The sequence below is a fragment of the Armatimonadota bacterium genome (assembly GCA_018268395.1).
In the GTDB taxonomy this organism is placed as follows: Bacteria; Armatimonadota; Fimbriimonadia; order Fimbriimonadales; family Fimbriimonadaceae; genus JAEURO01.
Genome location: JAFDWQ010000009.1, coordinates 280638 through 305127, shown reverse-complemented (window position 1 = coordinate 305127; position 24490 = coordinate 280638). Strand labels below are relative to the sequence as shown.

The following is a 24490-nucleotide window of genomic DNA, read 5'->3' as shown; positions in this document are numbered from 1 at the left end:
GTGACAAGGTTCAGACCAGGAGAGTCAGCTTGTCGTAGACCGATATTGCTCCAGTTCCGCCTTCGCTTTTTTGCCGACCTCGTCCAACGACCGGAGCCAGCCGTCCTTCAAGGGCCGCAACGCCTCGACGACCGCTTCCGTGACGGCGAGGTTCCGGTACCACTTTTGGTTCGCCGGGACGATGAACCAGGGAGCCTCTGGCGCCGCACACTTGCCGATCGCGTCTTCGTAGGCTTCTTGATAGTCTTTCCAGAGCTCTCTCTCTTTCCAATCGCCGACAGAGAGTTTCCAGGCTTTCTCGACGTCCTGCTCGCGCTCGAGGAGCCGCTCCTCCTGCTCCTCTTTACTGATGTGCAGGAAGAACTTGAGGATGAGCGTGCCCGAGTCCGAGACCAGTCGCTCGAACGCGTTGATGTGGTCGTAACGCCGTTTCCAGACGTCTTTCGGCACCAAGTCGTGAACCCGGACGACCAAGACGTCCTCATAGTGCGACCGGTTGAAGACGGTGATGCACCCTTTACCGGGCGTGTGGTCGTGGACCCGCCACAGAAAGTCGTGCGCGAGTTCGTTCGGCGTCGGGACTTTGAAGGCCGCGACACGGGTCGACTGGACGTTCGAGAAATTCAGAAGATGCCGGATCGTCCCGTCCTTCCCGCTCGTGTCCATGCCTTGCAGAACGATAAGAAGGGCGTGCTTGCCTGCGTAGAAGAGGGTCTCCTGAAGCTCGGACAGTTCTTTTCCGAGTTCGGCCGTCCGTTCCAGGGCTTCGTCTTTGTCCGTCCCGTCCGGAGCACCTTGTGGGATTTCCGAGAGGTCGACGCTTCGGGGCCGGTCGATCTTGACCGCGTGCGGCATAGGGCATTTTGCACCGGACCGTGGGCTTCCCTCCCGGGGGGAGGGACCAGGGTGTATCATGGTCGGAACTCGGCCCCCGGTTTCCTGCGGGGCTAGAGGTGGAAACACGACATGTCCGCAACCGTCCTGGAAAGAGTCAAGAAGGTCACGTGCGAAGAACTCGGCGTCAGTGAGAACGAAGTCATCGAAACCGCGTCGTTCACCGACGACCTCGGAGCGGACTCTCTCGACGTCGTCGAACTCGTCATGGCGCTCGAAGAGGAGTTCGGTATCGACATCCCCGACGATGACGTCACGAACCTGAAGACCGTGGGCGACGCGGTCAATTACATTCAGGACAAGAAGACCGACTGACCCATGCCAATCCCCCAGCCCAGCGGCAGGGTCGTGGTCACGGGAGCCGGGGCCGTCACGCCCCTCGGCGTCGGTGTCGACCGGACCTGGCAACGGATCGTGACCGGCGAGAACGGGATCGGGCCGATCACGATCTTCGACGTCAGTGACTATCCGACCCGGATCGGTGGTCAGGTCAACGATTTCAACCCTGAGGACTGGCTGGAGAAGAAAGAAGCCCGCCGGGTCGACCGGTTCATCGCGTTCGCGGCGGCCGCAAGCCAAATGGCGATGGACGATGCCTGTTTCCCTCAGGACGAAGAGCTGAAGCTCGATACGGGCGTCCTGATCGGATCCGGGATCGGCGGCCTGACGATGATGGGGGAGCAGACCCGTAAGCTCTACGAAGGCGGGCCGAGCCGCGTGTCTCCGTTCCTCGTGCCCTACATGATCCCGGACATGGCCAGCGGCTACGTCTCGATCTTGCAGGGCCTGAAGGGGCCCAACACGTGCGTGGTCTCCGCCTGTTCGACCGGTGCTGACGCGATCGGTACGGCCTATCACATCATCAAGCGCGGCGATGCGACGGCGATGTTGTGCGGGGGCACCGAGGCCCCGATCAACGAGATCGGTCTGGCCGGGTTCTGCGCGGCGCGGGCGATGACCACGAACAACGACGACCCCGTCCACGCCAGCCGGCCCTTCGACGCCCGCCGCGACGGCTTCGTCATTGCGGAAGGGGCGGCCGTCCTGATGTTAGAGGATTACGAGCATGCGGTCTCTCGCGGAGCCAAGATCCTGGGCGAGATCGCAGGCTATGGCATGAGCGGCGACGCCTACCACATCACCGCGCCAGACCCTGACGGCGACGGGGCGGTCCGGTCGATGCGTATGGCGATGATGCGGGCCGGGATCACGCCGGAAGAGGTCGGATACATCAACGCCCACGGCACGTCGACCCCGCTGAACGACCGGACCGAAACCGGAGCGATCAAGCGCGTGTTCGGTGAGACCGCGTACAAGGTGCCCGTCAGCAGTACGAAGTCGATGATCGGCCATACGCTCGGTGCGGCAGGGGCGATCGAAGCGCTCTTCTGCCTCTTGTCGATGCGGGATTCGGTCCTTCCTCCGACGATCAACTATGAGGAGGCGGACGAGGCCTGCGACCTTGACTACGTCCCGAACACGGCCCGGAAAGCAGAGTACGACTACGCGATGTCGAACAGTTTCGGGTTCGGAGGCCACAACGTGACACTGATCCTCAAGCGGAACACCGCTTAAAGGGCAGGTCGTGGATCCGGCCGCACGGAACGACGGACTGGACCCTTGGATCCAAGGGTTTCTCGACCTCCTGGCTGCGACGCGCTCTCCCCATACGGTCCGGAGTTACGGCGCGGATCTGGCCCAGTTGTCATCGTTGACGAACGGGCGGGCGGACCTCTCCGAAGCGACACTGCTCCGGTACCTCCGGACATACGGGGCCACGCCCGTAACAAGGGCCAGAAAGCTGAGCACGCTCCGCTCGTTCGTGCGTCACCTGAAGACGGTAGGACTTCTAGAGAACGATCCGACGGAGGGCATCGAGGCCCCGATCCGGAGGCGTCCCCTTCCCAAGACGCTGACGCAGCACCAAGCGGTCGGGCTTCTAGACCAGGCCCCACCGGGCCGGACGCCTCTGCGGGACCAGGCCATGCTCGAACTGGCCTATGCGGCAGGGCTAAGGGCCAGCGAGGTCGTCCGAGTGGACGTGGACGACCTGGACTGGGAGTCCGGCACCGTCAAGGTCTTAGGAAAGGGGAACAAGGAACGGGTCGCCTTTTTCGGCGAGTCGTGCCGCAGGGCCATACGGGAGTACACGGATTCGGAGCGCGTGGCGCCGACCTCCGGCCGGCCCCTCTTTACGAACGACAAAGGCGGAAGGCTGACGACTAGGACGCTTCAGAACGTCATCAAGCGTTGGGCGCTTCAGGCCGGTCTTCCGCCCGACGTATCGCCCCACACCCTCCGCCACAGCTTTGCCACGCACCTGCTCGACGGCGGAGCAGACCTGAAGACGGTCCAACAGCTCCTCGGACACGAAAATCTGGCGACGACGCAGATCTACACGCACGTCAGCATCGAGAGACTTCGCGAAGCTGTGGGCAAAGCCCACCCTAAGGGACGGCACCGGGACGACTGATCAGATCCAGGTCGTCGCCCTTCGGAAGAGTTTGTAGGTCACGGGCCGTGACAGGTGCGCGAAGACGAAGTTCGGCCACCCTACGAAGAAATCCATCTCGTAGTTGGCGGGCGGCGAAATGATGACGAGCGGCACTGTGGACGCGTGCTCATGCGCCATTTTGGCGTGGGCGAACTTCTCGTAGCCTGCGATCCTGTGCGGTTGCTCCAAGGTCGCGACAAGGTCGACGAACAGCATGTCCGCCGACTCGCAAGCGTCCAACGCACGCCCCCACTCTTCGAACACTTGCAGGGTGTCTTCTTGTTGGAAAGCCCCGTTCGTCGCCTCAACCACCGCCGGATCACGCGTGACCAGGATGAAGTTCATTCGTTTCTGAGCTTAAAGCTTTCGGGCAAGAGAATGCAAGCAAGCGTTTTTACCGGTCGCCCACTGACCGTCCGCGAAAGGCAGGATCCGGCGTTCGCAGGGTAAAACCGCGTCGCTTTGGACGCACCGTTCCTTCAGTTCGAGCACGTGACGAAGTCGTTTCCAGGCGTCATGGCGCTCTACGACGTCACGTTCGGGGTGCGCGAGGGATCGGTCCACGCCTTGTGCGGCGAAAACGGCGCAGGCAAGAGCACGCTCCTAAAGGTCCTATCCGGCGTCCATCGTCCAGATTCCGGATCCCTGAAACTGGGGGACAAGGACGCCGTATTCGAGGACGCGGCCCATGCGATCCGCTCTGGAGTCGCCGTCATCTACCAAGAACTCCACCTTGTCCCCGACCTTACGGTGGCGGAAAACCTTTACCTCGGCCATTTCCCAGCGCACGGCGGTTGGGTCGATCGGAGCCGGCTGCGAAAGGACTGCCTGGCCATGCTCGAGGAGCTGTCACTGGAGGTCCGGCCGGAAGACCGGGTCGGCGACCTTCCGATCGCCCAACGTCAAATGGTCGAGATCGCAAAGGCCTTGACCCGGGACGCGAAGGTCATCGCGTTCGACGAACCGACGAGCAGCTTGAGCTCGCGGGAGGTCGAGAGCCTTTTCGCGACGATCTCGCGGCTCAAGGACCAAGGGCGGGTCATCCTTTACGTGTCCCACCGTATGGACGAAGTCGCAAGGATGTGCGACGCAGCGACCGTCTTGCGGGACGGCAAGCACGTCGAGACGTTCGATTCCCTGACGGACGTCACGACCGACAAGATCGTCGAGCGGATGGTCGGTCGGAAGATCGAAGACATCTTCCATTACCGGTCGCGGACGGTCGGCGGACCGGTCCTCGAAGTCGAGGACTTGACCGCACCCGGCCTCGAGGAGGCCGCTTCCATTACGGTCAAGAAGGGTGAGATCGTCGGCGTTTTCGGGCTCGTCGGAGCCGGACGCACCGAACTGCTGAAAGGTGTCTTCGGCGGAGGAAAGGGCCGTTTCAAGGTCGACGGCGACGTCGTCACCCTTAAGACGCCACGAGGCTCGATCCGGTGCGGCGTCGTCTTGTGCCCGGAGGACCGGAAGAAGGAGGGCATCATCGCCCTGCGGTCGGTCAAGGAGAACATCAACCTCGCCGGAAGAAGGGGGATATGGATCGACGAGCGCGCCGAATCGAGGTTGGCCGACCAAATGGTGAAATCATTAGGCATCAAGACTCCGAGTACCGACCAGTTGGTGAAAAATCTCTCGGGAGGAAACCAGCAGAAGACGATCCTGGCCCGTTGGCTCGGCGGGGACGTGAAGGTGATCCTTCTGGACGAGCCGACCCGGGGCATCGACGTCGGTGCCAAGAGCGAGATCTACGAGATCATCTATGGACTGGCCGAAAAGGGACTTGGCGTGTTGCTCGTGTCCAGCGAACTTCCCGAGGTCATGGGAGTCTGCGACCGGATCCTCGTGATGAACTCGGGCAGGATCGTGGCCTCCGTCCCGAGAGAGGAAGCGACCGAAGAAGGGCTGCTGAAGCTCGCCCTTCCCGGAGCAGCTTAAGCCAAGCGGCCCGACTTCGCAGCGACGAGTCCGGCCGCGACCCGGGCGATGTTGTCCGGAGACAGTCCGACTTCGGCCCGAATGATGGGCTGGGCACCGTGTTCGACAAAGGCATCGGGAAGCGACAGGATCCGCAACGGGACGTTGCCCAGTCCCAGTTCGGCCAGGGCGTCCCGGACCTGTTGGCCGAAACCGCCCGTCCTGACGCTTTCCTCGACCGTGACCACTCCACGGACCCCGCGGACCGATTCGGCGAGACACTCCTTGTCGATCGGGCGGATGAACCTGGCGTTCACGACCAGGGCCTTGACACCTTGGGACTGGAGGCTTTGGGCCGCCTTCCAGGATTCCTGGACCATGAACCCGGTCGCTAGGATCGCGACATCGTAGGGGCCTTCACCGGGCGCCCCTCCAGGGGTGCCGAGCGGTTCCCAACGGCCGAATTGGACCGGCGTCCGGGCTTCCGGCAAGATGTCTTCGGCCGTTCCGCGCGGGTATCTCACGGCGATCGGGCCGTCCGAATATCCGGCCATGAATTTCAGCATTTCGCGCAGTTCGGTCGCGTCCCGCGGCGCCACGAGGGTCATGTTCGGAATGCAGGAGAGGTAAGAGACGTCGAAGGCGCCGTGGTGGGTCGGTCCATCGTCGCCGACCAGGCCGGACCGGTCCATGACGAACCGCACGGGCAAGTTCTGAAGGGCGACGTCGTGCAGCACTTGGTCGAACCCTCTCTGGAGGAAGGTCGAGTAGACCGTACAGAACGGTTTGAGCCCGCCGGCGGCCAGGCCCGCAGCGAACGTGACGGCGTGTTGCTCTGCGATACCGACGTCGTAATAGCGCTCGGGATGCTCTTTCGAGAACGCGGTCAAGCCCGTGCCGTCCGGCATCGCCGCGGTGATCGCGACGACCTTCTCATCTTCGTTGGCGAGTTCCACCATGGCCTCGCCGAACACCTGGGTGTAGGCGGGCGCCCCGCCCTTTTTCGGCATTTCGCACGAGAGGACGTCGAACGGGACGACCCCGTGCCACTTGCGGCTGTCGCCCTCGGCGACTTCGTACCCTTTGCCCTTGACGGTCAGCGCATGGACGAAGACCGGATAGTCGAGCTCGCGGACTTTACGGAAGACGTCGAGCAGCGTCGGGAGGTCGTGTCCGTCGACCGGGCCGATGTACTCGAAGCCCATTTCCTCGAAGATCGTTCCCGTGTCCTCAGGCGCCAGATAGTGGGTGATCCCGTGCCGAAGACCGGCGGCGATCCTAGGAGCGGGCCCTGGGATCTTCTCGATGACGTTCTTGGCGGCCCGGGCCAGGCCCTGGAAGTCGGGCCGCGACCGGAGCCGGGCCAGGTAATTGTGCAGGGCGCCGACGTTGGGAGCGATCGACATGCGGTTGTCGTTCAGGACGACGCAGATGTCCGTCCGTAGTTCTCCCGCATGGTTCAAGGCCTCCCAGCTCATTCCGCTGGCTATGGCCGCGTCTCCTGCGACCGCGACGACCTTTTCGGCCGTTCCGAGCCTGTCGCGGGCAGCAGCGAACCCGAGTGCGGCCGAGATCGCCGTCCCGGCGTGCCCCGCTCCGAAGACGTCGCATTCGTGCTCCTCTCGGCGCAGGAATCCGCTCAAGCCTTGGTGTTTGCGGAGCGTGTCGAACCTGTCGAGGCGGCCCGTCAGCAGCTTGTGGGGATAGGCCTGGTGCCCGGTGTCCCACACGACTTTGTCGGGCGGGATGTTGTAGGCCGCGTACATCGCGACCGTGAGCTCGACGGTGCCGAGGTTGGAGCTGAGGTGCCCTCCCGTCTGGCTGACTTTGTCCAGGATGGCCTGGCGCACTTCTTCAGCGACCTGTACGAGTTCCTTGTCGGAGAACTTGTGAAGGTCGGTCGGTCGGGTGACCGTGCTGAGCAGCTCGTAGTTCGAGGCCATCGGGTATCTCAACTCTCAGTGTGGGCCGATCCGTTACCGGAAAGGGCCCTATGTCCTGATAGGACGGTTCCCCCCATTGTGAACGATGGGCCTGGGCGAACTCAACGTTCCTCCCGATTGTAGAATAGTCCGAAAGCGGCGACAACATCCCCGGGCCATGGCCCTGTCGCCGTCCGGAACGCGCCGAGGCACCGACTTCCTGGCCGAAGCGTCCGGAACGAAAGACGAGGACGAAGACATGGTTCAAACTCCGCTTCCTCAGGAGTTCATGCTCCTGACCGAGGACGAGACGCGGCACAGGATCCGCGCCGCCAAGGCCTCGCTCGGCTCCCGCGCCGTCGTCCTCGGCCACCATTACCAGCGCGACGAGATCATCGAGCACGCCGACTTCCGGGGCGACAGCTATAAGCTCGCGCAACACGCCCGGCAGACTCCCGATGCCGATTTCATCGTCTTCTGCGGCGTGCACTTCATGGCGGAGAGCGCAGACGTCCTGACGCCGGACACGCAGAAGGTCATCCTGCCGAACCTCGCAGCAGGGTGTTCGATGGCGGACATGGCCAACATCTTTCAGGTCAAGCGATGCTGGGCCGAACTTCAGGGTGCCTTAGGGGGGTCTCCCGCGGCTCCGACCATCGTTCCGGTGACCTACATCAATTCGGCCGCCAACTTGAAGTCTTTCGTGGGCGAGCACGGAGGCGTCGTGTGCACGAGCACGAACGCGCCGGGCGCGCTCGAATGGGCCCTCGACCGTGGCCAAAAGGTCTTGTTCTTTCCGGACCAGCATTTGGGCCGGAACACGGCCGCCGCGATGGGCTACGACGTCGAGCGGGACATGATCGTCTGGGACCCCTTCAAACCTCTTGGAGGGAACACGCCCGAGCGGATCCGGGAAGCGAAGTTCTACTTGTGGAAGGGGCACTGTTCGGTCCACAAGAGGTTCACCGTGGACCAGATCGAACAAGCCCGGGCCGCCTACCCGGGGCTGAAGGTCATCGTCCATCCGGAATGCGAGCGCGAAGTCGTTCAGGCCGCAGACTTTTACGGTTCGACCGAGTACATCCTGCACCAGATCGAAGGGGCCGGACCGGGTTCGGCGTGGGCCGTCGGGACCGAGATCAACCTTGTCAACCGGATCGCCAAGGAAAACCCCGACCGTACGGTCTTCTGCCTCGACCCTCAGATCTGTCCCTGTTCGACGATGTACCGGATTCATCCGTCGTTCCTTTGCTGGGCGCTCGAAAACTTGGTGGACGGCAACGTCGTCAACCAAGTCACGGTCCCGGCGGACGTCAAGCGATGGGCCCTCGTCGCCCTCGAACGGATGCTCGAGATCGGCAAAGTCCCGGTCGCCCACGTCGACTAGGGGCTCGAGACCAGAGCGAGACGAAGCGCTTCCGCAGCTTCTGCGACCGGATGGAACGCCACGTCCTTTTTGACGGTCTCCGGGAGGTCGTCAAGGTCTCGAAGGTTCTCATCGGGCAAAACGACGTGCTTGATACCGGCCCGATGGGCGGCCAAGACCTTTTCCCTCACGCCTCCGACCGGGAGGACCTTGCCGCGCAACGTGACTTCGCCCGTCATCGCCACGTCCCGTCGGACAGGACGGCCGGAAAACGCCGAGACGAGGGCCGTGAGGATCGTGACGCCCGCGCTCGGGCCGTCCTTCGGGACTGCCCCTTCCGGGACGTGGACATGGAGGTCGTAGCGGAATTCGCCCGTCCCGTACTTGCCCTGGTTCGCGCGGAGATAGGTCATGGCGGCCAGTGCAGACTCTTTCATGACGTCGCCGAGCGAGCCGGTCAGGCGCACTTGTGGCTGTTCGCCGAACGGCGGCGAGAGCGAGACTTCGATGGTGACGATGTCGCCGCCGTACTCGCTGTAAACAAGGCCCGTCGCTGCACCGACCTCGTCTTTACGCCCTTTGACGCCGTACCGGAACTTGGGTTTACCGAGCATCGCGCTTAAGACGTCCTTGTCGACGTCCACCGAGCGGTCTGTCCCGTCGGCGATCCGTCGGGCGGCTTTCCGGCACACCGTGGCGATTTCGCGTTCGAGGGAGCGGACGCCCGCTTCCCTCGTGTATTCGCGCACAAGGGCCTCTACGGTCGTGCGGGGGACCTTAAGGCGGCCTTTGTCCAGACCGTGCTCGTGCATTTTCTTGGGCAGCAGGTACTTCTGCGCGATGTGCAGTTTCTCCTGTTCGGTGTAGCTCGGAAACCGGATCACTTCCATCCTGTCCCTCAGCGCCGCCGGAACGTTTTCGATCAGGTTCGCGGTCGCGATGAACATGACGCCCGAAAGGTCGAACGGGACTTCGATGTAGTGGTCGCTGAAGTTGGCGTTCTGCTCGGGGTCGAGGGCTTCCAAGAGGGCCGACGTGGGGTCGCCACGGAAGTCGTAGCCCATCTTGTCGATTTCGTCCAGCATGAAGACCGGGTTCTTCGTGCCGCAGGCCTTGACCCCCTGGATCAGGCGACCAGGCATCGAGCCGATGTAGGTCCGTCGGTGGCCCCGGATTTCGGCTTCGTCCCGGACCCCACCGAGCGAGATCCTGTGGAACTGGCGACCAAGGGCTTCGGCGATCGACCGTCCGATCGACGTCTTGCCGACTCCCGGAGGGCCGACGAAGCACAGGATCGGCCCGCGCAGCGAATTGGAAAGTTGCCGTACGGCGAGGAAATCCAGGATCCGGTCTTTGACCTGTGCCAGGCCGTAATGGTCGCGTTCCAGGATCTGGGCCGCCTTCTTGACGTCGATCTGGTCTTCGCTCGACGTGTCCCAGGGCAAAGACGCGAGCCAGTCAAGGTAGTTCCGGATGACCATGCCCTCGGGAGAACTGGAAGGGGCCCGTTCGAGCCGTTTGAGCTCGGCCATGGCCTTGCCCATTGTTTCTTCGGGCATCCCGCTGGCCGCGAGACGGGCCCGGTACTCCTCCCCCTCTTCGCTGAGGACTTCTTCTCCGCCGAGTTCGTTCTGAATGGCGCGTAGCTGCTCCCGGAGATAGAACTCGCGCTGCGTCTGGCCCAACTCCCGTTCCACCTTCGTCCGAAGGTTGGCTTGGAGCTCCAAGACCTCGCGTTCGCGGGCCAAGATCTGGACGAGGGTTTCGAGCCTGGTGGCGACTACCGGATCCTCCAAGAGCGACTGCTTGACCGCGGAAGGACTGGGCAGGTGATGGGCGAGCAGGTCCGAGAGATACCGGGCATCGTCGACGACCGCTACGGTCTCGACGACTTCGGGCGGGGCGTTCAGTCCGAGCGACGCGGCCTGCTGGAACTGGGAGACGGCCTCCCGACCGAGGGCTTCGACGTTGGGGCCGCCTTCGTCGATCTCTTCGACGACGTCGTACTCGGCCGAGAAAGACCCGTTCCGGAACTGGAGCTTTTTGACCCTGGCTCGAACAAGGCCGCGAAGGACCACCCGGAGCGTCCCGTCCGGCAAAGGCAGGACGTGGAGGATTTCGCTCAGCGTACCGACCCGGTACAGCTCGTCGGCTTTCGGTTCGTCGATGGTCTGGTCGCGCTGGCCCAGGATCAGAGACTCGCGGTCCCTCCTGAGAGCCTGATGGAGGGCCTTGACCGACATCTCGCGGCCGATCAAGATCGTTTGGATCACGCCGGGAAAGTGGACCGTGTCCCTTGTCGGCATGACCGGGACTTTGCGGTAGTCGCCCTTCGTCTCCGCCATCGCTGACGTCACCTTACCCGTCGGTGGGAAAGGTTGCCCGTCGGCCCGCTTCCCGGAAGAACTGGAGCGTGGCTTCGAGGCTCTCCTCCGACTCGAACACCTGCTCGTAGACCTGATCGATGACGCCGAAAAGCTCCACGAGGGCGGAAAGGCGGTCGCGCAGGACGACGGCGTCCTCAGAGCGGTCGTCGGCAGGGACCATGGACAGGCACTCTCGGATCGCCGCGACGGTCGGGTCGAGTTCGCGCCGCTTCCGCTCCCGGACGACGCGGGCGAACATGTGGAGCACGTCCCCCTCGCACTGGTAGACGTCCTTCCGGTCGCCCGGCATCCGGGACCGTCGGACGATCCCCCAGTCCATCAGGTCCCGCAGGTTCATGCTGGCGTTGCCACGGCTGATATGGAGGCTTTCGATCAGGGTCTCCACCGTCGTCGGGCGTCCTGAACTCAGCAGGTAAGCGTGGATCTGCGCCATCGTCCGGTTGATCCCCCAACTCGAACTCATGCGGCCCCACTGGAGCACGAACATCTCCTGGGCCAGGGCGGTCTGAGCGGATCGGTTCGGCCCGTTCGGATCCATGGAACGGATTCTACGCCCGCCAGACTCTTGGAAACCGTAAAGATTTGTGGGGCAGGGCAGACTCAAGCGAGCCCGTCGAAGGGCCGACAATTCCTAGTGGGATGGCCAAGCTGACGCCAAAGGACTTTGCGGGCACGCGCGCTCGGCTGTTCCGACTTCACGACTCAAAGATCTTCCACGGATGGGTCAGGAACGTCTTCGGGTCGAGGGTAGAGATCGTTTCACCGACCGATCAGCCCGTCCAGATCGGAGAGAAATACCGGTTCGAACTTCACGGAAGACGGACGTCGGCCGTGTTCGACGCCAGCTTAGAGTCGGTCGAGCCCTTCGACATGTCCGGTAAAGGCGATTCCTATGCCGTCGAAGGGTCGAACGTCAAGATCATCGAAGCCAGTTGGGTGGTCCTTCAGTTCTACGTCGACGGCCAGTTCCGATATTCCAACGCCATCAAGCCGTTCCGAGCGCGGGCCGAGGGCGTTAAGGCCCAACTGGTCATGGACGGCGAGACGGTCTACACGGAAGTGATCGACGTCTCTCAGCACGGTTTGGCCGTCAAGGCGTTCGTGCCGCTTGCGTCGGGCCTCAAGGTCGGCCTCATCGTCGAGACTCCGATCGGAAGCGTCCGAGGGTCGGGAACGATCCGGAACAGCCGCTCTGAAGACGGTCTCGAATACCGGATCGGCGTCGAACTGGACCGGATGGGCCGGATCGACCAGCCGCGGTGGGACCGCTTCGTGAGCGGCGACTGATGGTGCACCAAAAGGCCGGCTCCTTCAAAGGGACGCGCGTCCGCGTCCAACGCGTCCGCGACGCCCGGTTCTTTACGGGTTGGACGTTGAACCTGGACCGGCGGGCCGTGGTCGTCCGCATCCCGTCGACCGACGACCTCCGCGACGGAGACGACGTGTTCGTCCAGGTCTTCGGGGCGGGCCAAGACCTCAGTGCTCCGGCCGTTTGTAGGAACGTGGGTGACGATTGGGCCCGGTTCGATTTCGCGTGCGACCCTCGAAAGACGGAGTCTACGGAGGAAGTCCGGTTGTCCGGCGCCGGTGTCGTCGGGACACTGCGGAACTGCTGGGGCACCGTGGATTTCGAAGTCCTCGACGTCAGCCCGGGCGGTGTCGGCGGTGTCGTTCCGTACGAACTGATGAAGGGGGACGAACTGGAGATCGCGCTGCTCACCCCGACCGGTCCGGTCGAGGCCCAAGGCACTGTACGATATTGCCGGCCCGAACCTTGCCAGGGAGGGTTCCGGATCGGATTCTCGATCCGGATCGACGACCGGACCATGCTGGGGCGCTGGCGCCGGGTCTTCCTTCACGCGGCTTAGCCGCCGGAGAGCTTCTCGGACATCGTCCGGTTCTCTTCGATGTAGCTTTTCCAGTCCGCAGGAACGTCCGTGTCCACAAAGATCGCCGAGACCGGGCATTCCGGCTCGCAGAGGCCGCAATCGATGCACTGGTCCGGGTGGATATAGACCATGTCGTCGCCTTCGTAAATGCAGTCCACGGGGCAGACCGTCATGCAGGACTTGTCCTTGACCCCGATGCAAGGCGATGTCACGACGTACGGCATCCGAAAATTCTACTCAGACGCCGGGCGCCCCCTCGGACGGACCGGTCCAATGGGCCGAACGGACCTTCCGGGAGCAGAATCTGACCCATGACGTCCAGATACCTGTGGCACAATGGATTCTGGGATCCCGGTCAGAGGGTCAAAGGGACAACATGGCGATTTCATTGACCGAACGTGCAGTCTGCGAGCTTCGCGACCTCATGGTAAGCCAACAGAAGGCGAGCGCGGCCCTCCGGATCTGGGTCGCGGGCGGCGGATGTTCTGGCCTGTCGTACGGGATGGCCTTGGACGACGGTCAGCCCGAAGAGGGCGACAACGTCTTCGACCACGACGGCATCAAGGTGTTCATCGATCCCCTTAGCCTCCAGTACATGGACGGCAGCTCCGTCGACTACGTCGACGACCTGATGGGCGGCGGTTTCAAGATAGAAAACCCGAACGCCGTCAGCTCCTGCGGTTGCGGTTCCTCGTTCAAGACCGAGGGGTCTGAAGGCGAGGGCGGCGGCTGCGGCGGTGGCTGCGGCTGCGGTTAAGCCCCTTCCTGGACGAGGGACTCGCCCTTCGTCTGGAAGATCCCGTGCACGTACTCGACCCAGTCGATCCTTTCAGCTGTCGATGACAGTTGACAGCGGAAGCCCGTGGCATAGAGGTCGGTGTCCTCGATGTGGATGCAATAGCGCGCCTCGGCCGTCACCACGAGCGGTTCTGAGCTGATCCTGCCAATGTTCAGCGTGTACTGCTGACCAGGGTCGAACTGGTGTCGCGACCGGATCTGGAGTCCGCCTAGGCTCACGTCGGTGACCACCGATCGGACGCTTTGGCCTGTCGCCCCGTCCTGGATCACGGCGTATTCGAGAAGCTCGAAACGTGCGTGCTTTCTCGAATCCTGGTAGTCGTTGGTCTCGCCCATGTTCTTGTGACCCGGTGTGGGATCCTCTCTAAGGATTTTTGGTCGTAATCTTGTGGTCTTTAGTGTCAAGCGGCCTGTTCCTCGCTTCTTTCGCGCATGAGAGGGGACCTTTTGCGCAACGCAGACTCTAAAGCCTGGAGCGCGGCCCCGTCGAGTTTGCCGGCTTCGACCTCGCCCCACATCATTTGCACGACCTCTGCGATCGGGATGCTGGACCTGTACGACCGGGTCGTCGTCATCGCGTCGAAGACGTCTGCGACGGCTGCGATACGGACTAACAACGGGATTTCGTCCCCGACGAGGCCATCGGGGTAGCCCGTGCCGTTCAACCGTTCGTGGTGCCATTTCACGATCGGAAGACAATCCTTGAAGGATGGGATCCCGCCCATGATGTTGGCTCCGTAGACGGGGTGCTTCTGAACAAGCCTGAACTCGCTTTCCGTCAACTTTCCAGGCTTCGTCAGGACATCGTCGGGGACACCGATCTTGCCGATGTCGTGGACGAGGGCCCCCATTTCAAGCACGCGCAGCTCATAAGGGCCGAGCCCCATTTCTTGACCGATCCAAAGCGAATACTGCATGACCCGCTCTGAGTGTCCCGCCGTATAGATGTCCTTGGCCTCAATGGCCCGCACCATGGCCCGCACGATGGACTCCAGGTTGTCTTCTAGTTCGGTCAACGTCCGCGACAAGAGGGCGTTCTTACGCACGATCTCGTCGTTTTTCTCGCTCATCGCCCGCTCGGCGGCCCGAGTCGCAGTCGTGTCCAGACTAAAGGCCAACGTGTAGCGGTAGGTCCCGTCGTTGGCTTTGACCGTCGAGAGACGGGTTTCGACCCACAGGACTTGACCCGTCGGCTTCACGATGCGGTGCTCGACGACGACCGCCTGGTGGAGGGTCCGGGCGTTCTCAAGAGCGGCTTTGACGGAGGCGGTGTCTTCAGAGTGCACAGCCTCGAGGAAGCACGTCATCGGCTCTCGCCCCTCGTGCCACCCTGTCATTTCCTCCCAACTCGGGTTCCGGAACACGCACTCTTGGGCGGTGAACGCAAAGACGCTGATCGGCAGGCTGTGAAGGAACGACCGTTGGTCTTGGACGAACTCGTCGTTAGCGACGACGGCGGCCGCAAGCCGCTCGTCGTGGGTCGAGGTCAGTCTGAGGACGAGGACGCACCCCACCGCAAGAGAGATCGCGAGCATGAGGAGCGTGACGACGGAGCGGATGAAACTGGCTTCTTGGGCAGCGCTGACCGACAGTTGGGACCGTAGCTCGTCCATGACCTGGTCGCACTTTTCGGTCAACACGGCGGCCCTGACCTTCGCCAGGGGCGGATCCGACCGCCGGACTTGGTCGGCTTCGATACCAAGCCACGTCATCGAACTGGTCGCCGCCTTTTCGGCGACGGCCTGCCATTCCCTTTCGTCCACGCGTTCCGCCCTTCCGGCCTTTGAAACGGCCGTCCGGACGGACTCGGTCGCGGTCATATCGACCGTGATCGAGCGCTTTTGATCCGAAGTCTGCTGAGCCCGCGACGCAAGGCTGGCGCCTTCGATCAGAATGCCGCACACGCAGGTCATCAAGAGAAACTCGAGCAGGCGGCGCCTGAGGCGGTTCCCGCGCCGCCGCATCGACGCCCACCGCAGACTCTCGGTCTTTGCAAGGATGAGGGTCGCCGCGATGGCCAACGCGCCCGCGAGGAGCGCGATCAGGACGGCGTTCGTCCACACTTGGTCCAATCGGGCCTGGACGAGCCTGTAATCCCGGTCGATGCCGAGGACTGCCACGACTTTGCCGGACGAGTCCCTAACGGGGGCGTAGGCCGACAGCCATGTCCCCCATTTGTCTTTAAGTGGCTTGTCGTCGACCTGGACGAGCCCGGTCGCGAGGGCGTTGACCATGCCCGGCGTGACGGCTTCGACCGGATCCATGAGGTACGACTTGTCGTCGACGCCGTCCCGGTCGGCGTCGCCGAACACGGTCGGGTCAAGGATGAAGACGAATCCTCCGTGCGCGGGTCGGACGGTGTACACGAACCGGACGTTTCGGACGTTGGACAAGACCCTCCGGAGCCGTTCGGACTGCTCTTCGTACGACTTGGAGGACATTTGTCCGGGTTCGGTCAGTCGCTCGTGGGCGTCGCCGTCGACCTGGAGGGCACTCAGCCGGGCGATGGAGGCCAGTTCGTCAGTCTGCGTCTTCTGGAACGCTTGACTCGTCCAAGCGGCGACAAGGAAGCAGGCGCACATCGAAATGGCCGCGAACAAAACGCCCGCAGCGACCGCCGCCCTCCAACGCGTCCCATGATGGACCAGGATCCCGCTCACCGTATGCCCTGCATGTCAGATTTTCGGTCGGAAGGCGGCTGCTCTGAAGGTTCTTTAAAAACGATCGAAGGGCCCCTCGTTCGAGGGGCCCTTCTTTTAGGAAGGTTTTATAGCCGTGTGTTATTTCGAAGCTTTGGTCACGAGGACGTGCTTCGTCGCGGGATCATAGGCGACTTCGACGTTCAAAAGGCGTCCCATGAAACTCATCGGCACGATCGCACGGCCACGGTCGAGGAACGCGGCTCTTTCGAACTCGAAGCGGTCTCCGTTGACGGTCGCGAAACCGTCGCCGATGACGAACCGCACGTTCTGGCCCTGGCCCTTCGCCGTCACCGCCTTCGCGCCTCCGTTCCAGGCGACTTCGCCGCCCGCGGACTCGAACAGGTGCCGGAACGGCGTGAGGGCGATACCGGCGTCGAACCGGGGTTGGACGTCGAAACCGACTTTGTGCCCGTTCATGTAGACGTCGTAAGTCCCCTTGCTTCCGAACCGTGTTCCGTAATCGAGCACGATCCTCGAGGGGGCGGCTTTGACTTCAGGCTTCGTCGAGGCGGCCTTGGGAGCTGCCTTGGTCACGACAGGTTTCGGGGCGTTCGCCTTTGGAGCGGCGGCCTTCGCGACGAGGTTTTTCGGCACGGCGGACTGGACCTGTTTCTGTGCCGGGCCTTGGGCCGGAGCGGCCTGCATCTTGACTTTGGGGGCGTTAGCGGCACCGACCGACGGTTTCGTCCCGGCGACGCGACCGCCCGTGGGCCTCATGACCCTCAGTCCGGTCATGGTGCCGTGCCCGACGGCGACGGCCTTGCCGCCCGTCGGCTTCGACACGGCCAGGAGAGGCGCGCCGTTGGTCAGGTCGAGCGGGAGGCTGGAAGCGGCTTTCGGAGCGGTCACGTTCGGTCTGGCCGGGGTAACGGGCTTGGCCGGAGGGTTGCCCGCCGGGTTCGTCAGGCGCCCGGTGCGTCCCCCGGGATTATTGACGAACACGCGGAGGCGCTGCGTCTTGAACGTGTTGCTGGATTCGTCGACGACCCAGGCTTCGACCTCGTGCCATCCGTTCGTAGCCTTGCTCGTGTCCCAAAGGTACGTGTACGGAGCATAGTTGCGAAGAGATTTGAACTGATCGTCGACGAAGAACGACACATAGGCGTTCTTGATCTGGTGCTGGAACCCGACGCTGATCTCGACGAAGCCCTGGACGGATTCGCCGGGCGTCGGTTTGGCCAGGAAGATCGGTCCGGACGCCGTTCGGTCTACCGTGACGACCGTCTTCTCGGTCGCAAGCACCTTGCCGTCGGCGTCGAGGAGCCGGATTTCGAGGTTGTTGTCGCCGTCGGCCAATTGCGCCGTCTCCAGCGTGAAATTGGTCTCGCCGTTGCTCGACTCAGCGTTGACGGCGCGGTTCGCGACGCTCTTGCCGTTCAATCGGACTTCGATGAGGGAAGCTTTGGCACCGGAATACCGGACCGTCAGCGTCCGGTTGTCCGAAGCTTTCGTGACCACGACCTCTTGCGGGACGTACGCGGCTCTCGCGAGCAACGACGTCAAGGCGAGGCCCGCCACTAAGGCGATGCGCGTTTTGGCAAGACCACTCATAACATCCATCCCAGAATATTCGGCAGGACACCGTATTTTTCAACCTAGGGGACGCATTTGTCAAGTCGAAAGGTGCGGTAGAGGGCGGAACGGCGGACTATCATCGTTCCAAGACACGCATGGTACCGGCAGGATTCCTAGGTGACACGGAGGGGTTTCGGTGGGTCCGGGCGTCCGCCTTTGCGGGCCGAGACGCCCTGGAACTGACGTCCCAAGTTTGGCGGGACCATCGATGGAACCACGGTCTCGTCGTATCGGTTCCTCCCCGTGGCGCGACCGTACCCGGATGCGTGCTCCACGTCACGGGGGGGCCGGCGAACGAACCGGACCTCTTATGGGCCGACGGTTTGGCGCTCGTTTCAGGGATGAACGTGGCGACTCTGTTCGACATTCCTGTCCAACCGTTATGGGGTTTCCGGGAAGACGACCTGATCGCCCATACGTTCGAAATGTTCCTCGAGTCGGGCGACGACACTTGGCCGCTCTTGATGCCGATGGTCCGAAGCGTCACGAGGGCCATGGACGCGTTGGCCGCTTCCGGTCTGGCCGATGGCCCGTTCGTCGTAACGGGCGCGAGCAAGCGGGGATGGACGTCTTGGTTGGCGGGATGTACCGGCGACCCTCGGATCGCCGGCATCGCCCCGATGGTGTTCGACTTTCTCAAAATGCCCGAACAACTCGAGAAGCAAGCGCGGGACTGGGGCGTTCTCAGCCCCATGATCAGCGACTACACGACGCGCGAACTGGAGGAATCGGTCGATACGGACAACGGCGCCAGGCTCCTTGGACTCGTCGATCCAGCCCAGAACCTCGGGTCGCTCCGGGTCCCGGTCTTGATGATCCTCGGAACCAACGATGCGTACTGGACGGTGGACGCGCACACGCTGTACTGGGAGGACGTGACCGTACCGAAGAACCTGGTGATGGTGCCGAACATGGCCCACGGATGGGGCTCGACGGACTACTGGACTCCGACTCTTGCCGCTTTCTCCCGAGGGGCGGTGGCCGGGGGGCACCTGCCGCAATGGACGGTTCCGGGATTCTGGCCACCAAACGGCCCGACGTCGGCTGAAGTCTGTCCGAGTCCGGGGGACGTCCTGTGGTCTGCACGATCGGCGGACCGTAACTTCACCGCCGCCGAATGGGCATCGTCCTTGGAGCTCTCACGGCCTGTCGGAGACGGTTGGACGGCCGCGTTCGTCGCCCGCCGGCTGGAAGCATTCGGCCTGTCCTTCTGGACGTCGACCCCGGTCCGGGTCACGCGCGACGATCCCCGATAGAAGCTTACGACCGGCAATCTGACTTAGGCCCTGACGGCTTTGACGCGGAATCACCCCATGTCCGGATTCGGACGAGGGGTAACCATGTTGAGGGCCATTCTCACGGTCGCAGCGCTGGCCGGCGTTTGCGCGTCATTTGCACAAGTCACGTCTTTGGTGACGATTCCGATCGCCGACATCAAGGGTGTCCGCGAAGCCGAGGTCGGGCACTACGTGTCCGGCACCGAGCGGAACGTCGACAAACGCTACTACCATTCGAGCTACCTGCTCGTCGGCATCTCCGAGTATGTGGAAGCCGCTGCAGCGACCGATTGGTCCGGACTCAATACCTGGGCGTTCAAAGTCCAGCCCGTCGCAGACAAGGGCGGTCGGTGGGCCGTCGGATTGGGCTACCAGGCCATTCGGGGCGGTGAGAGCACGCCGTTCGCGGTCGGCCGCTACAATGTCGGCCCGGTCAGGTTCCATGGAGGCTGGATCCGTAACGACCGCGACAGGTTTGTCTGCGGTTGCGACGTTCAGATCTGTCCGGGTCTGACCCTGGCCGCCGACCACACGTCGAGCGTGGGCGGATCGACTTGGGCGGGCCTGTTCTACAGCGTTCCGGGCATCGCCGGCCTCACGGCGAACGTCAACGTTGGCGTTCCGAACGACCATGCCGATCCGGTCAATCACACGATCGGGCTGGTCTACGCGTTCCGCTTTTGACGACCTAGCGACCGACGTCGCTGAGACAGACTTTGATGACGCCGTGGCGTTCGCGCGAGCGGATCGTCACGGTGTCCCCTTCACGGAAAGCGGTCGTCCGGGCGGTGTTCGTGTGATAGGGGCTGACCACGACGGTGCGTTCCCGGCCGTCCTGACGCACGGTCCATGTCTCACGCACCTCTCGTCCTTGACGCCCGGCGAAAGACGAGTGGCGGTCGATGTGGACGATGGTGAAGCTGTCGATCACGGGAGGCTGCGGGGTCGCGACGGAAAAGAGCATAGGAGCGGAACCTTCATTCCACCTCTACGCAACATCGGTGCCGCGTCTTCGCAGGGCGGCGATGAACCGGGAATTTGACGGGGGTAAAACGCCCCTGTGAACCGGGTGGCGGTCCTTGTCGGCTCCAAAGGCCGGGGTTCGAACATGACCGCCCTGGTCCGAGCGTGCCGTTCGGGAGAGGTTCCTGCCGAAATCGTGCTGGTGGTCTCGCCGCGCGACGACTCGCCCGCCTTCGAGACCGCCCAGGCCCTCGGCGTCCCCGTGGTCGCCCTGTCACCGAAGGAAGCCGACTATGCCGGACGGCTCGTCGACGTCCTCCGTGGGGCTGAAGTCGGCACGTTGTGCTTGGCCGGACTCATGACGAAGCTGCCGGTCGAAGTCCTCGACCGATGGCCCGGCCGGATCCTGAACATCCACCCGGCTTTGTTGCCCCGGCACGGGGGGAAGGGCATGTACGGGCGGCACGTCCATGAGGCCGTTTTGGCGGCCGGAGACCTTGAATCCGGCTGTACCGTCCACATCGTCACCGAAAACTACGACGAAGGTCCGATCGTGCTCCAACTGACCTGCCCGGTTTTGCCTGACGACACGCCGGAGACCTTGGCCGAGAGGGTCTTGGCTTTGGAACACCGCGCCTTTCCGCTCGCGTTAAAGAAAGTCGTGGAGGGGGATGAGTAACGAAGACGACCGGCATTCGCTCGGTCTGAGGATCGCTTTTCCGTTCCTTAAGATCGTGGCCTGGTCGCTGTTCGCCTTCTTTGCCGCCCCGATCCGGGTCAAGGGCGCGAAAAACGTCCCCAGGACGGGTCCGCTGCTCGTCTTCTCGAACCATGTGTCGAACAGTGACCCCGTTCTCGTCCAATACGCGAGCCCGAGGTTGTTGCACTTCATGGCCCGTAGGGAGCTGTTCACGATGGGGCTGATGGGCCGCTTCATCAGGTGGTTCAAGGCGTTCCCCGTGACCCAAAGCTCCGCCGACAAGGGCGCGATCCGGCGTGCCCTCGACCTCGTCGGATCGGGGCACGCGGTCGGTGTCTTCCCTGAAGGGCAACTCAGTCCGGACGGCCGTTTGATCGAACTTCTGCCGGGCGCGGCCCTGCTCGTCCGGAAGACCGGCGCTCCCTGCGTCTGCGTCGGAATCCGCGGTGTCGAAAAGATGATGCCGTATCCGACGGCGACCCCGAGGTGGGCCTTCACGACCGTGACCGCCCATTGGGGCGAGCCACGGAGTTTCGGGCCTGACGCGAAGGCCGAAGACATCCTCGACTGGATCGGATCCGAACTTCGACGCCTTTCGGGTCAGTGATCTGACGCGAGGACGTTCCGGCCGGGCTTCCAGTCCTTTGTGACCTCACGGTCCGTCAAGCTGAGCCGGACGCCTTCCATCGGCATCGGACCGAGCCTGAGCACGGCGTCATGGAACTGCTTCGGGGTCATGGACTTCGGGACGAGTTCCTTGTAGAGGGCCCGTAGTTGAAGCCCGCCGATCATGTAGGCCGCCTGGTAGAGGGGAGAGTACATGTCCCCGACATAGCGGCGGACTTCCGAGGTCGCCGTCCATCGCTCGTGGCCGACTTTGTCGACGAGCGTGTCGATCATTTGCGCCGAGGTCATCTCTCCCAGGTGGTACTTCAGCGACACGATGATCCGGGCACAGCGGTGCATCCGCCAGAACAGCATGCCGACTTTGTCCATCGGCGATTGCGGAAAGTCCAGGTCCCAGAGAAGCATCTCCCAATGCAGGGCCCACCCTTCGACGAAGAACGGGGTCGAAAACGTTTTGCGGTAAGCGTTGTACCGGTCGGCCATATAGAGCTGCAGGTGATGGCCGGGGATGAGCTCATGATGGGTCACGGCCCGTAGGAAGTGACGGTTGTTCCCTCTCATCGCCATGAGTTTCGTGTCGTGCGACATTTCGGGCACGGGATACGACGTCGCCATGTGCTGGCCGCCGTAGAACGCGAACGGCCAGTTCTTCTGCTGTTCGGCGGTCAGCATGTTCACCCGCCAGGTTTCTTTGACGAGCGGTTCCAGCGTCACGAGGTCGCGGGACTCGACGAACTCGACGGCTTCCCGCCCTTGGGCCATCACGAGGTCGTCCTGCTCTCCTGGGGCCACGTGGTCGGCTTTCGTCCGTTCGATCGCCGCCTTCCAGTCGTCGCCGCACCCCATTTCGCGCGATGCCTTGATCATTTCCTTGAGGCACCAGTCGTATTCGTGTTCGGCGATCGCGACGAGTTCTTCCGGCGTATAGGCCAACATCTCGCGTTTGAGATCGTCTTCGAGCCGCTTCCTGCCGATCGGGTCGCCGACAAGGGGATCGTTCTCGGCCCCGCGCTGTCCTGCGACGTCTTCTTTGAGGAACTTTTCGAGGCCTTCGAGCGCTTTGACGCACTCCTCGTAGGGCTTGGCGCACCACCAGGAAAAGCTCGGCTTGTAACCGTTGGAGTGGTCGTACCAGCGTCGGAACACTCTGGACAGTGCGTCCAAGGTCTTGGAGGCCCGCAAGGCTTCGGACGGGTCGGCTTCCTTCTTTTCGAGCGCGGTGCGGGCCGATTCGAGCGCTTTCTCGGCTTCCCTTCGCACCGTCTCGATCTCCGTGGCAGCGCTTTCTGGATCGAGCTTTTCTAACGTCCAGCGCCCTTCTTCGAGAGCGACGATCCTGCGTGCGAAAGGCAAGAGCCGGAGGGTCGGGGCGTTCTTGGCCTCTTCGGTGGACAGTGACCTTCGCTCCGCTTCCAACAGGTTCTTCAGTAAGAGCCAGTCGACCCGGCCTGCTCGGTCCAGACGGCCGAAGTCGACCGACTCGAGTCCCTTAAGGGTCTCGGTGACAAGGGCCTCTGTCCTGGCCGCGCCCTTTTGGCTGAGAGGTACATCGTAGTAGCGTTCGATGGACTCGAGATCGGTGGCATAGCGTCGGACGGTGTCTTCCATAGTCGGGCCTGCCGGACGTCCCGCAAACCCGAGAAGTAGGACGGCCGGGATCATCGCGGGCATCAGAGGAATCTACCCGTGGATCACGGGCAGCCGTTCGAGGCTGCGGCCATGGCGGCCAGTTCGTCAGGCCCCGTGATCACGACGTTGGGATCGACGGCCGAAACGAAATCTTCGAGCGACACTCCGACGAGGCCGGACTCGCGGGACATCTCCTCGTAAAAGTCACGGACGACGTCTCCGACAGAAGGCGCGCCCCGGTACCCGTGGACCCACAAACCTGGCTTGTCCGAAGCGCTCTTGTAGGCGACCGAAGCCGTCCAAAGCATCTCCTGGATCTGGATCTCGCCCGCGAGGGGGTCTGGGAGCCACCGTCCGTGGGCGACGAGCAGTCCCTGGCCCACGAGGGCCGACGTCAGGCGTTCCCCGGTCAGGTTCGTGAACGATTGGATCAAGAGCCGGTGAGAGGGGTCGGCGATCGTCACGATCGAACCGTTGGACACGGGTGAGACGTATGCCCAAGGTTTCACTCCGTGGCGCTTCGCTTCCTCCGCGACATGCTCGAAGGCGACGTTCAGGACCATTCCGGCCTGATTATAGAGGACAGACCACAGCCGTCCGTGCTTCCGGAGCGGCTTCGACGCACCAGTGGACGCCGTACGGGTCGACCACGGCGTTCCCGTCCGACTTGCGGCATCCGTTCGTCAGGAGTTTCTTGACCGGCGCGTCGGCTCTGAGCCAGACCATCGGAGCGGTGCCGACGCCGAACCGGAACCGGAGTCGGACGGGCCCGCTCCCGACGACGTAGGAACCGTCCGGAAGACGGCTGAACGGGCTGTCGAGCACCTCTGAATAGAACGACGCTGCTTCGTGCGGATCCGGGAGTCCGGCGCCGATGCACGGCTTGATGAGGGCGGGTTCGAACCCTTCCAGGTCGAAGCTTCCCAGCCCGGAACTGTCTTGATGGATGTTGAAGACGAGGCCGAACGGGTCGCGGGCCAGGCACGATTGACCGGGACCGCGCCAGACGAGTTCTTCAAAGCCGAACGACCGGACGAGCTGCCGTGCTTGGGCATGGTCGTCCGTGGCGAGTTCGAAGACAAGAGGTCTAGGCTGTCCCGGATCGATGAAGAACCGTAACGGCCCGCCCCAGAGTTCGATCCCGGCGTCCGTTCCGACGATCTCCATGTCGAGGACGTCGCACAGGAAGCCCGCCGCCGCTCCGGGGTCCGGAGTGACGAGACCGACGCACGGACTGACTACCAATGCCATCACCCACTTCCTGTCTGCTCGTTCCGTACTTGGGCGCAAGCGGTCTATGGCGAATTGCCGGCTTTTGGTCGGCGGTCGTCGCGTGCACGCGGATAGAATCGG

25 protein-coding genes are annotated in these 24490 nt (G+C 63.0%); 12 read left to right on the top strand and 13 right to left on the bottom strand.

The features are described from left to right. Window positions 1–24 precede the first annotated feature (24 nt). On the bottom strand, window positions 25–855 hold the full coding sequence (locus tag JST30_14975) for a polyphosphate kinase 2 family protein (GenBank protein MBS1715630.1): 831 nt from the start codon (window positions 853–855) through the stop codon (window positions 25–27). 111 nt (window positions 856–966) lie between these two features. Here JST30_14975 and JST30_14970 point away from each other — a divergent pair, with 111 nt between their 5' ends. Genes JST30_14970 through JST30_14960 form a run of 3 tightly spaced genes read left to right on the top strand, consistent with a single transcriptional unit; the run spans window position 967 to window position 3367 of the window. After that, window positions 967–1209, top strand: a complete 243-nt coding sequence (locus JST30_14970) for an acyl carrier protein (protein MBS1715629.1) — start codon at window positions 967–969, stop codon at window positions 1207–1209. 3 nt (window positions 1210–1212) lie between these two features. After that, on the top strand, window positions 1213–2469 hold the full coding sequence (gene fabF / locus JST30_14965; GenBank protein ID MBS1715628.1) for a beta-ketoacyl-ACP synthase II: 1257 nt from the start codon (window positions 1213–1215) through the stop codon (window positions 2467–2469). A gap of 10 nt (window positions 2470–2479) precedes the next feature. Then, the gene (locus JST30_14960) at window positions 2480–3367 is read left to right on the top strand and encodes a tyrosine recombinase XerC (protein MBS1715627.1); all 888 of its coding nucleotides are present in this window, start codon (window positions 2480–2482) and stop codon (window positions 3365–3367) included. On the opposite strand, the gene JST30_14955 is transcribed toward JST30_14960, so the two are convergent. Continuing rightward, window positions 3368–3733, bottom strand: coding sequence for a hypothetical protein (locus JST30_14955; GenBank protein MBS1715626.1), 366 nt, complete (start codon window positions 3731–3733; stop codon window positions 3368–3370). A gap of 117 nt (window positions 3734–3850) precedes the next feature. Between JST30_14955 and araG the strand changes: the two genes are divergently transcribed. Then, window positions 3851–5323 carry an L-arabinose ABC transporter ATP-binding protein AraG gene (gene araG / locus JST30_14950; GenBank protein ID MBS1715625.1) on the top strand — a complete coding sequence of 491 codons (1473 nt, stop codon included), beginning with the start codon at window positions 3851–3853 and terminating at the stop codon, window positions 5321–5323. Here araG and JST30_14945 read toward each other — a convergent pair. Continuing rightward, on the bottom strand, window positions 5320–7245 hold the full coding sequence (locus tag JST30_14945) for a 1-deoxy-D-xylulose-5-phosphate synthase (GenBank protein MBS1715624.1): 1926 nt from the start codon (window positions 7243–7245) through the stop codon (window positions 5320–5322). The genes araG and JST30_14945 overlap by 4 nt on opposite strands. Before the next feature lie 238 nt (window positions 7246–7483). Between JST30_14945 and nadA the strand changes: the two genes are divergently transcribed. Continuing rightward, complete coding sequence (nadA, locus tag JST30_14940; GenBank protein ID MBS1715623.1) at window positions 7484–8611, top strand: quinolinate synthase NadA; 1128 nt, start codon at window positions 7484–7486, stop codon at window positions 8609–8611. Here the strand turns inward: nadA and lon are convergent. Beyond that, window positions 8608–10935, bottom strand: a complete 2328-nt coding sequence (gene lon / locus JST30_14935; GenBank protein MBS1715622.1) for an endopeptidase La — start codon at window positions 10933–10935, stop codon at window positions 8608–8610. The genes nadA and lon overlap by 4 nt on opposite strands. A 13-nt stretch (window positions 10936–10948) precedes the next feature. Continuing rightward, window positions 10949–11515 (bottom strand): transcriptional regulator, encoded by a 567-nt coding sequence (locus tag JST30_14930; GenBank protein MBS1715621.1) that lies wholly within the window; start codon window positions 11513–11515, stop codon window positions 10949–10951. A 101-nt stretch (window positions 11516–11616) separates the two neighbouring features. Between JST30_14930 and JST30_14925 the strand changes: the two genes are divergently transcribed. Beyond that, window positions 11617–12264 carry a hypothetical protein gene (locus tag JST30_14925; GenBank protein MBS1715620.1) on the top strand — a complete coding sequence of 216 codons (648 nt, stop codon included), beginning with the start codon at window positions 11617–11619 and terminating at the stop codon, window positions 12262–12264. Continuing rightward, complete coding sequence (locus tag JST30_14920) at window positions 12264–12845, top strand: PilZ domain-containing protein (GenBank protein MBS1715619.1); 582 nt, start codon at window positions 12264–12266, stop codon at window positions 12843–12845. Before JST30_14925 ends, JST30_14920 begins: the two co-directional genes overlap by 1 nt. On the opposite strand, the gene JST30_14915 is transcribed toward JST30_14920, so the two are convergent. Further along, on the bottom strand, window positions 12842–13090 hold the full coding sequence (locus tag JST30_14915) for a 4Fe-4S binding protein (protein MBS1715618.1): 249 nt from the start codon (window positions 13088–13090) through the stop codon (window positions 12842–12844). The genes JST30_14920 and JST30_14915 overlap by 4 nt on opposite strands. 152 nt (window positions 13091–13242) lie before the next feature. Here JST30_14915 and JST30_14910 point away from each other — a divergent pair, with 152 nt between their 5' ends. Continuing rightward, window positions 13243–13623, top strand: coding sequence for an iron-sulfur cluster assembly accessory protein (locus JST30_14910; GenBank protein MBS1715617.1), 381 nt, complete (start codon window positions 13243–13245; stop codon window positions 13621–13623). Here the strand turns inward: JST30_14910 and JST30_14905 are convergent. The 3 genes from JST30_14905 to JST30_14895 form a co-directional block, all read right to left on the bottom strand. After that, on the bottom strand, window positions 13620–14000 hold the full coding sequence (locus tag JST30_14905) for a PilZ domain-containing protein (protein MBS1715616.1): 381 nt from the start codon (window positions 13998–14000) through the stop codon (window positions 13620–13622). The two genes, JST30_14910 and JST30_14905, sit on opposite strands and share 4 nt — an antisense overlap. A gap of 65 nt (window positions 14001–14065) precedes the next feature. Then, on the bottom strand, window positions 14066–16324 hold the full coding sequence (locus JST30_14900; GenBank protein ID MBS1715615.1) for an HD domain-containing protein: 2259 nt from the start codon (window positions 16322–16324) through the stop codon (window positions 14066–14068). A 120-nt stretch (window positions 16325–16444) separates the two neighbouring features. Then, window positions 16445–17917: a hypothetical protein gene (locus JST30_14895; GenBank protein MBS1715614.1), complete on the bottom strand. Its 1473-nt coding sequence runs from the start codon at window positions 17915–17917 to the stop codon at window positions 16445–16447. Between the two features lie 119 nt (window positions 17918–18036). On the opposite strand from JST30_14895, the gene JST30_14890 reads away from it, so the two are divergent. After that, window positions 18037–19197: a PhoPQ-activated pathogenicity-like protein PqaA type gene (locus JST30_14890; protein ID MBS1715613.1), complete on the top strand. Its 1161-nt coding sequence runs from the start codon at window positions 18037–18039 to the stop codon at window positions 19195–19197. Between the two features lie 84 nt (window positions 19198–19281). Then, on the top strand, window positions 19282–19902 hold the full coding sequence (locus JST30_14885; protein ID MBS1715612.1) for a hypothetical protein: 621 nt from the start codon (window positions 19282–19284) through the stop codon (window positions 19900–19902). 4 nt (window positions 19903–19906) lie between these two features. On the opposite strand, the gene JST30_14880 is transcribed toward JST30_14885, so the two are convergent. Then, complete coding sequence (locus JST30_14880) at window positions 19907–20182, bottom strand: hypothetical protein (GenBank protein MBS1715611.1); 276 nt, start codon at window positions 20180–20182, stop codon at window positions 19907–19909. A gap of 96 nt (window positions 20183–20278) precedes the next feature. Between JST30_14880 and purN the strand changes: the two genes are divergently transcribed. Continuing rightward, window positions 20279–20860 (top strand): phosphoribosylglycinamide formyltransferase, encoded by a 582-nt coding sequence (gene purN / locus JST30_14875; GenBank protein ID MBS1715610.1) that lies wholly within the window; start codon window positions 20279–20281, stop codon window positions 20858–20860. Further along, window positions 20853–21488 (top strand): 1-acyl-sn-glycerol-3-phosphate acyltransferase, encoded by a 636-nt coding sequence (locus JST30_14870; protein MBS1715609.1) that lies wholly within the window; start codon window positions 20853–20855, stop codon window positions 21486–21488. The genes purN and JST30_14870 overlap by 8 nt, the downstream gene beginning before the upstream one ends. On the opposite strand, the gene JST30_14865 is transcribed toward JST30_14870, so the two are convergent. Genes JST30_14865 through JST30_14855 form a run of 3 tightly spaced genes read right to left on the bottom strand, consistent with a single transcriptional unit; the run spans window position 21482 to window position 24388 of the window. Next, window positions 21482–23179, bottom strand: a complete 1698-nt coding sequence (locus JST30_14865) for a DUF885 domain-containing protein (protein MBS1715608.1) — start codon at window positions 23177–23179, stop codon at window positions 21482–21484. The two genes, JST30_14870 and JST30_14865, sit on opposite strands and share 7 nt — an antisense overlap. Before the next feature lie 20 nt (window positions 23180–23199). Further along, on the bottom strand, window positions 23200–23700 hold the full coding sequence (locus JST30_14860; protein MBS1715607.1) for a hypothetical protein: 501 nt from the start codon (window positions 23698–23700) through the stop codon (window positions 23200–23202). Between the two features lie 10 nt (window positions 23701–23710). Further along, a complete protein-coding gene (locus JST30_14855) occupies window positions 23711–24388 on the bottom strand; it encodes a VOC family protein (protein ID MBS1715606.1) in 678 nt (225 codons plus the stop codon). Between the last annotated feature and the right edge of the window lie 102 nt (window positions 24389–24490).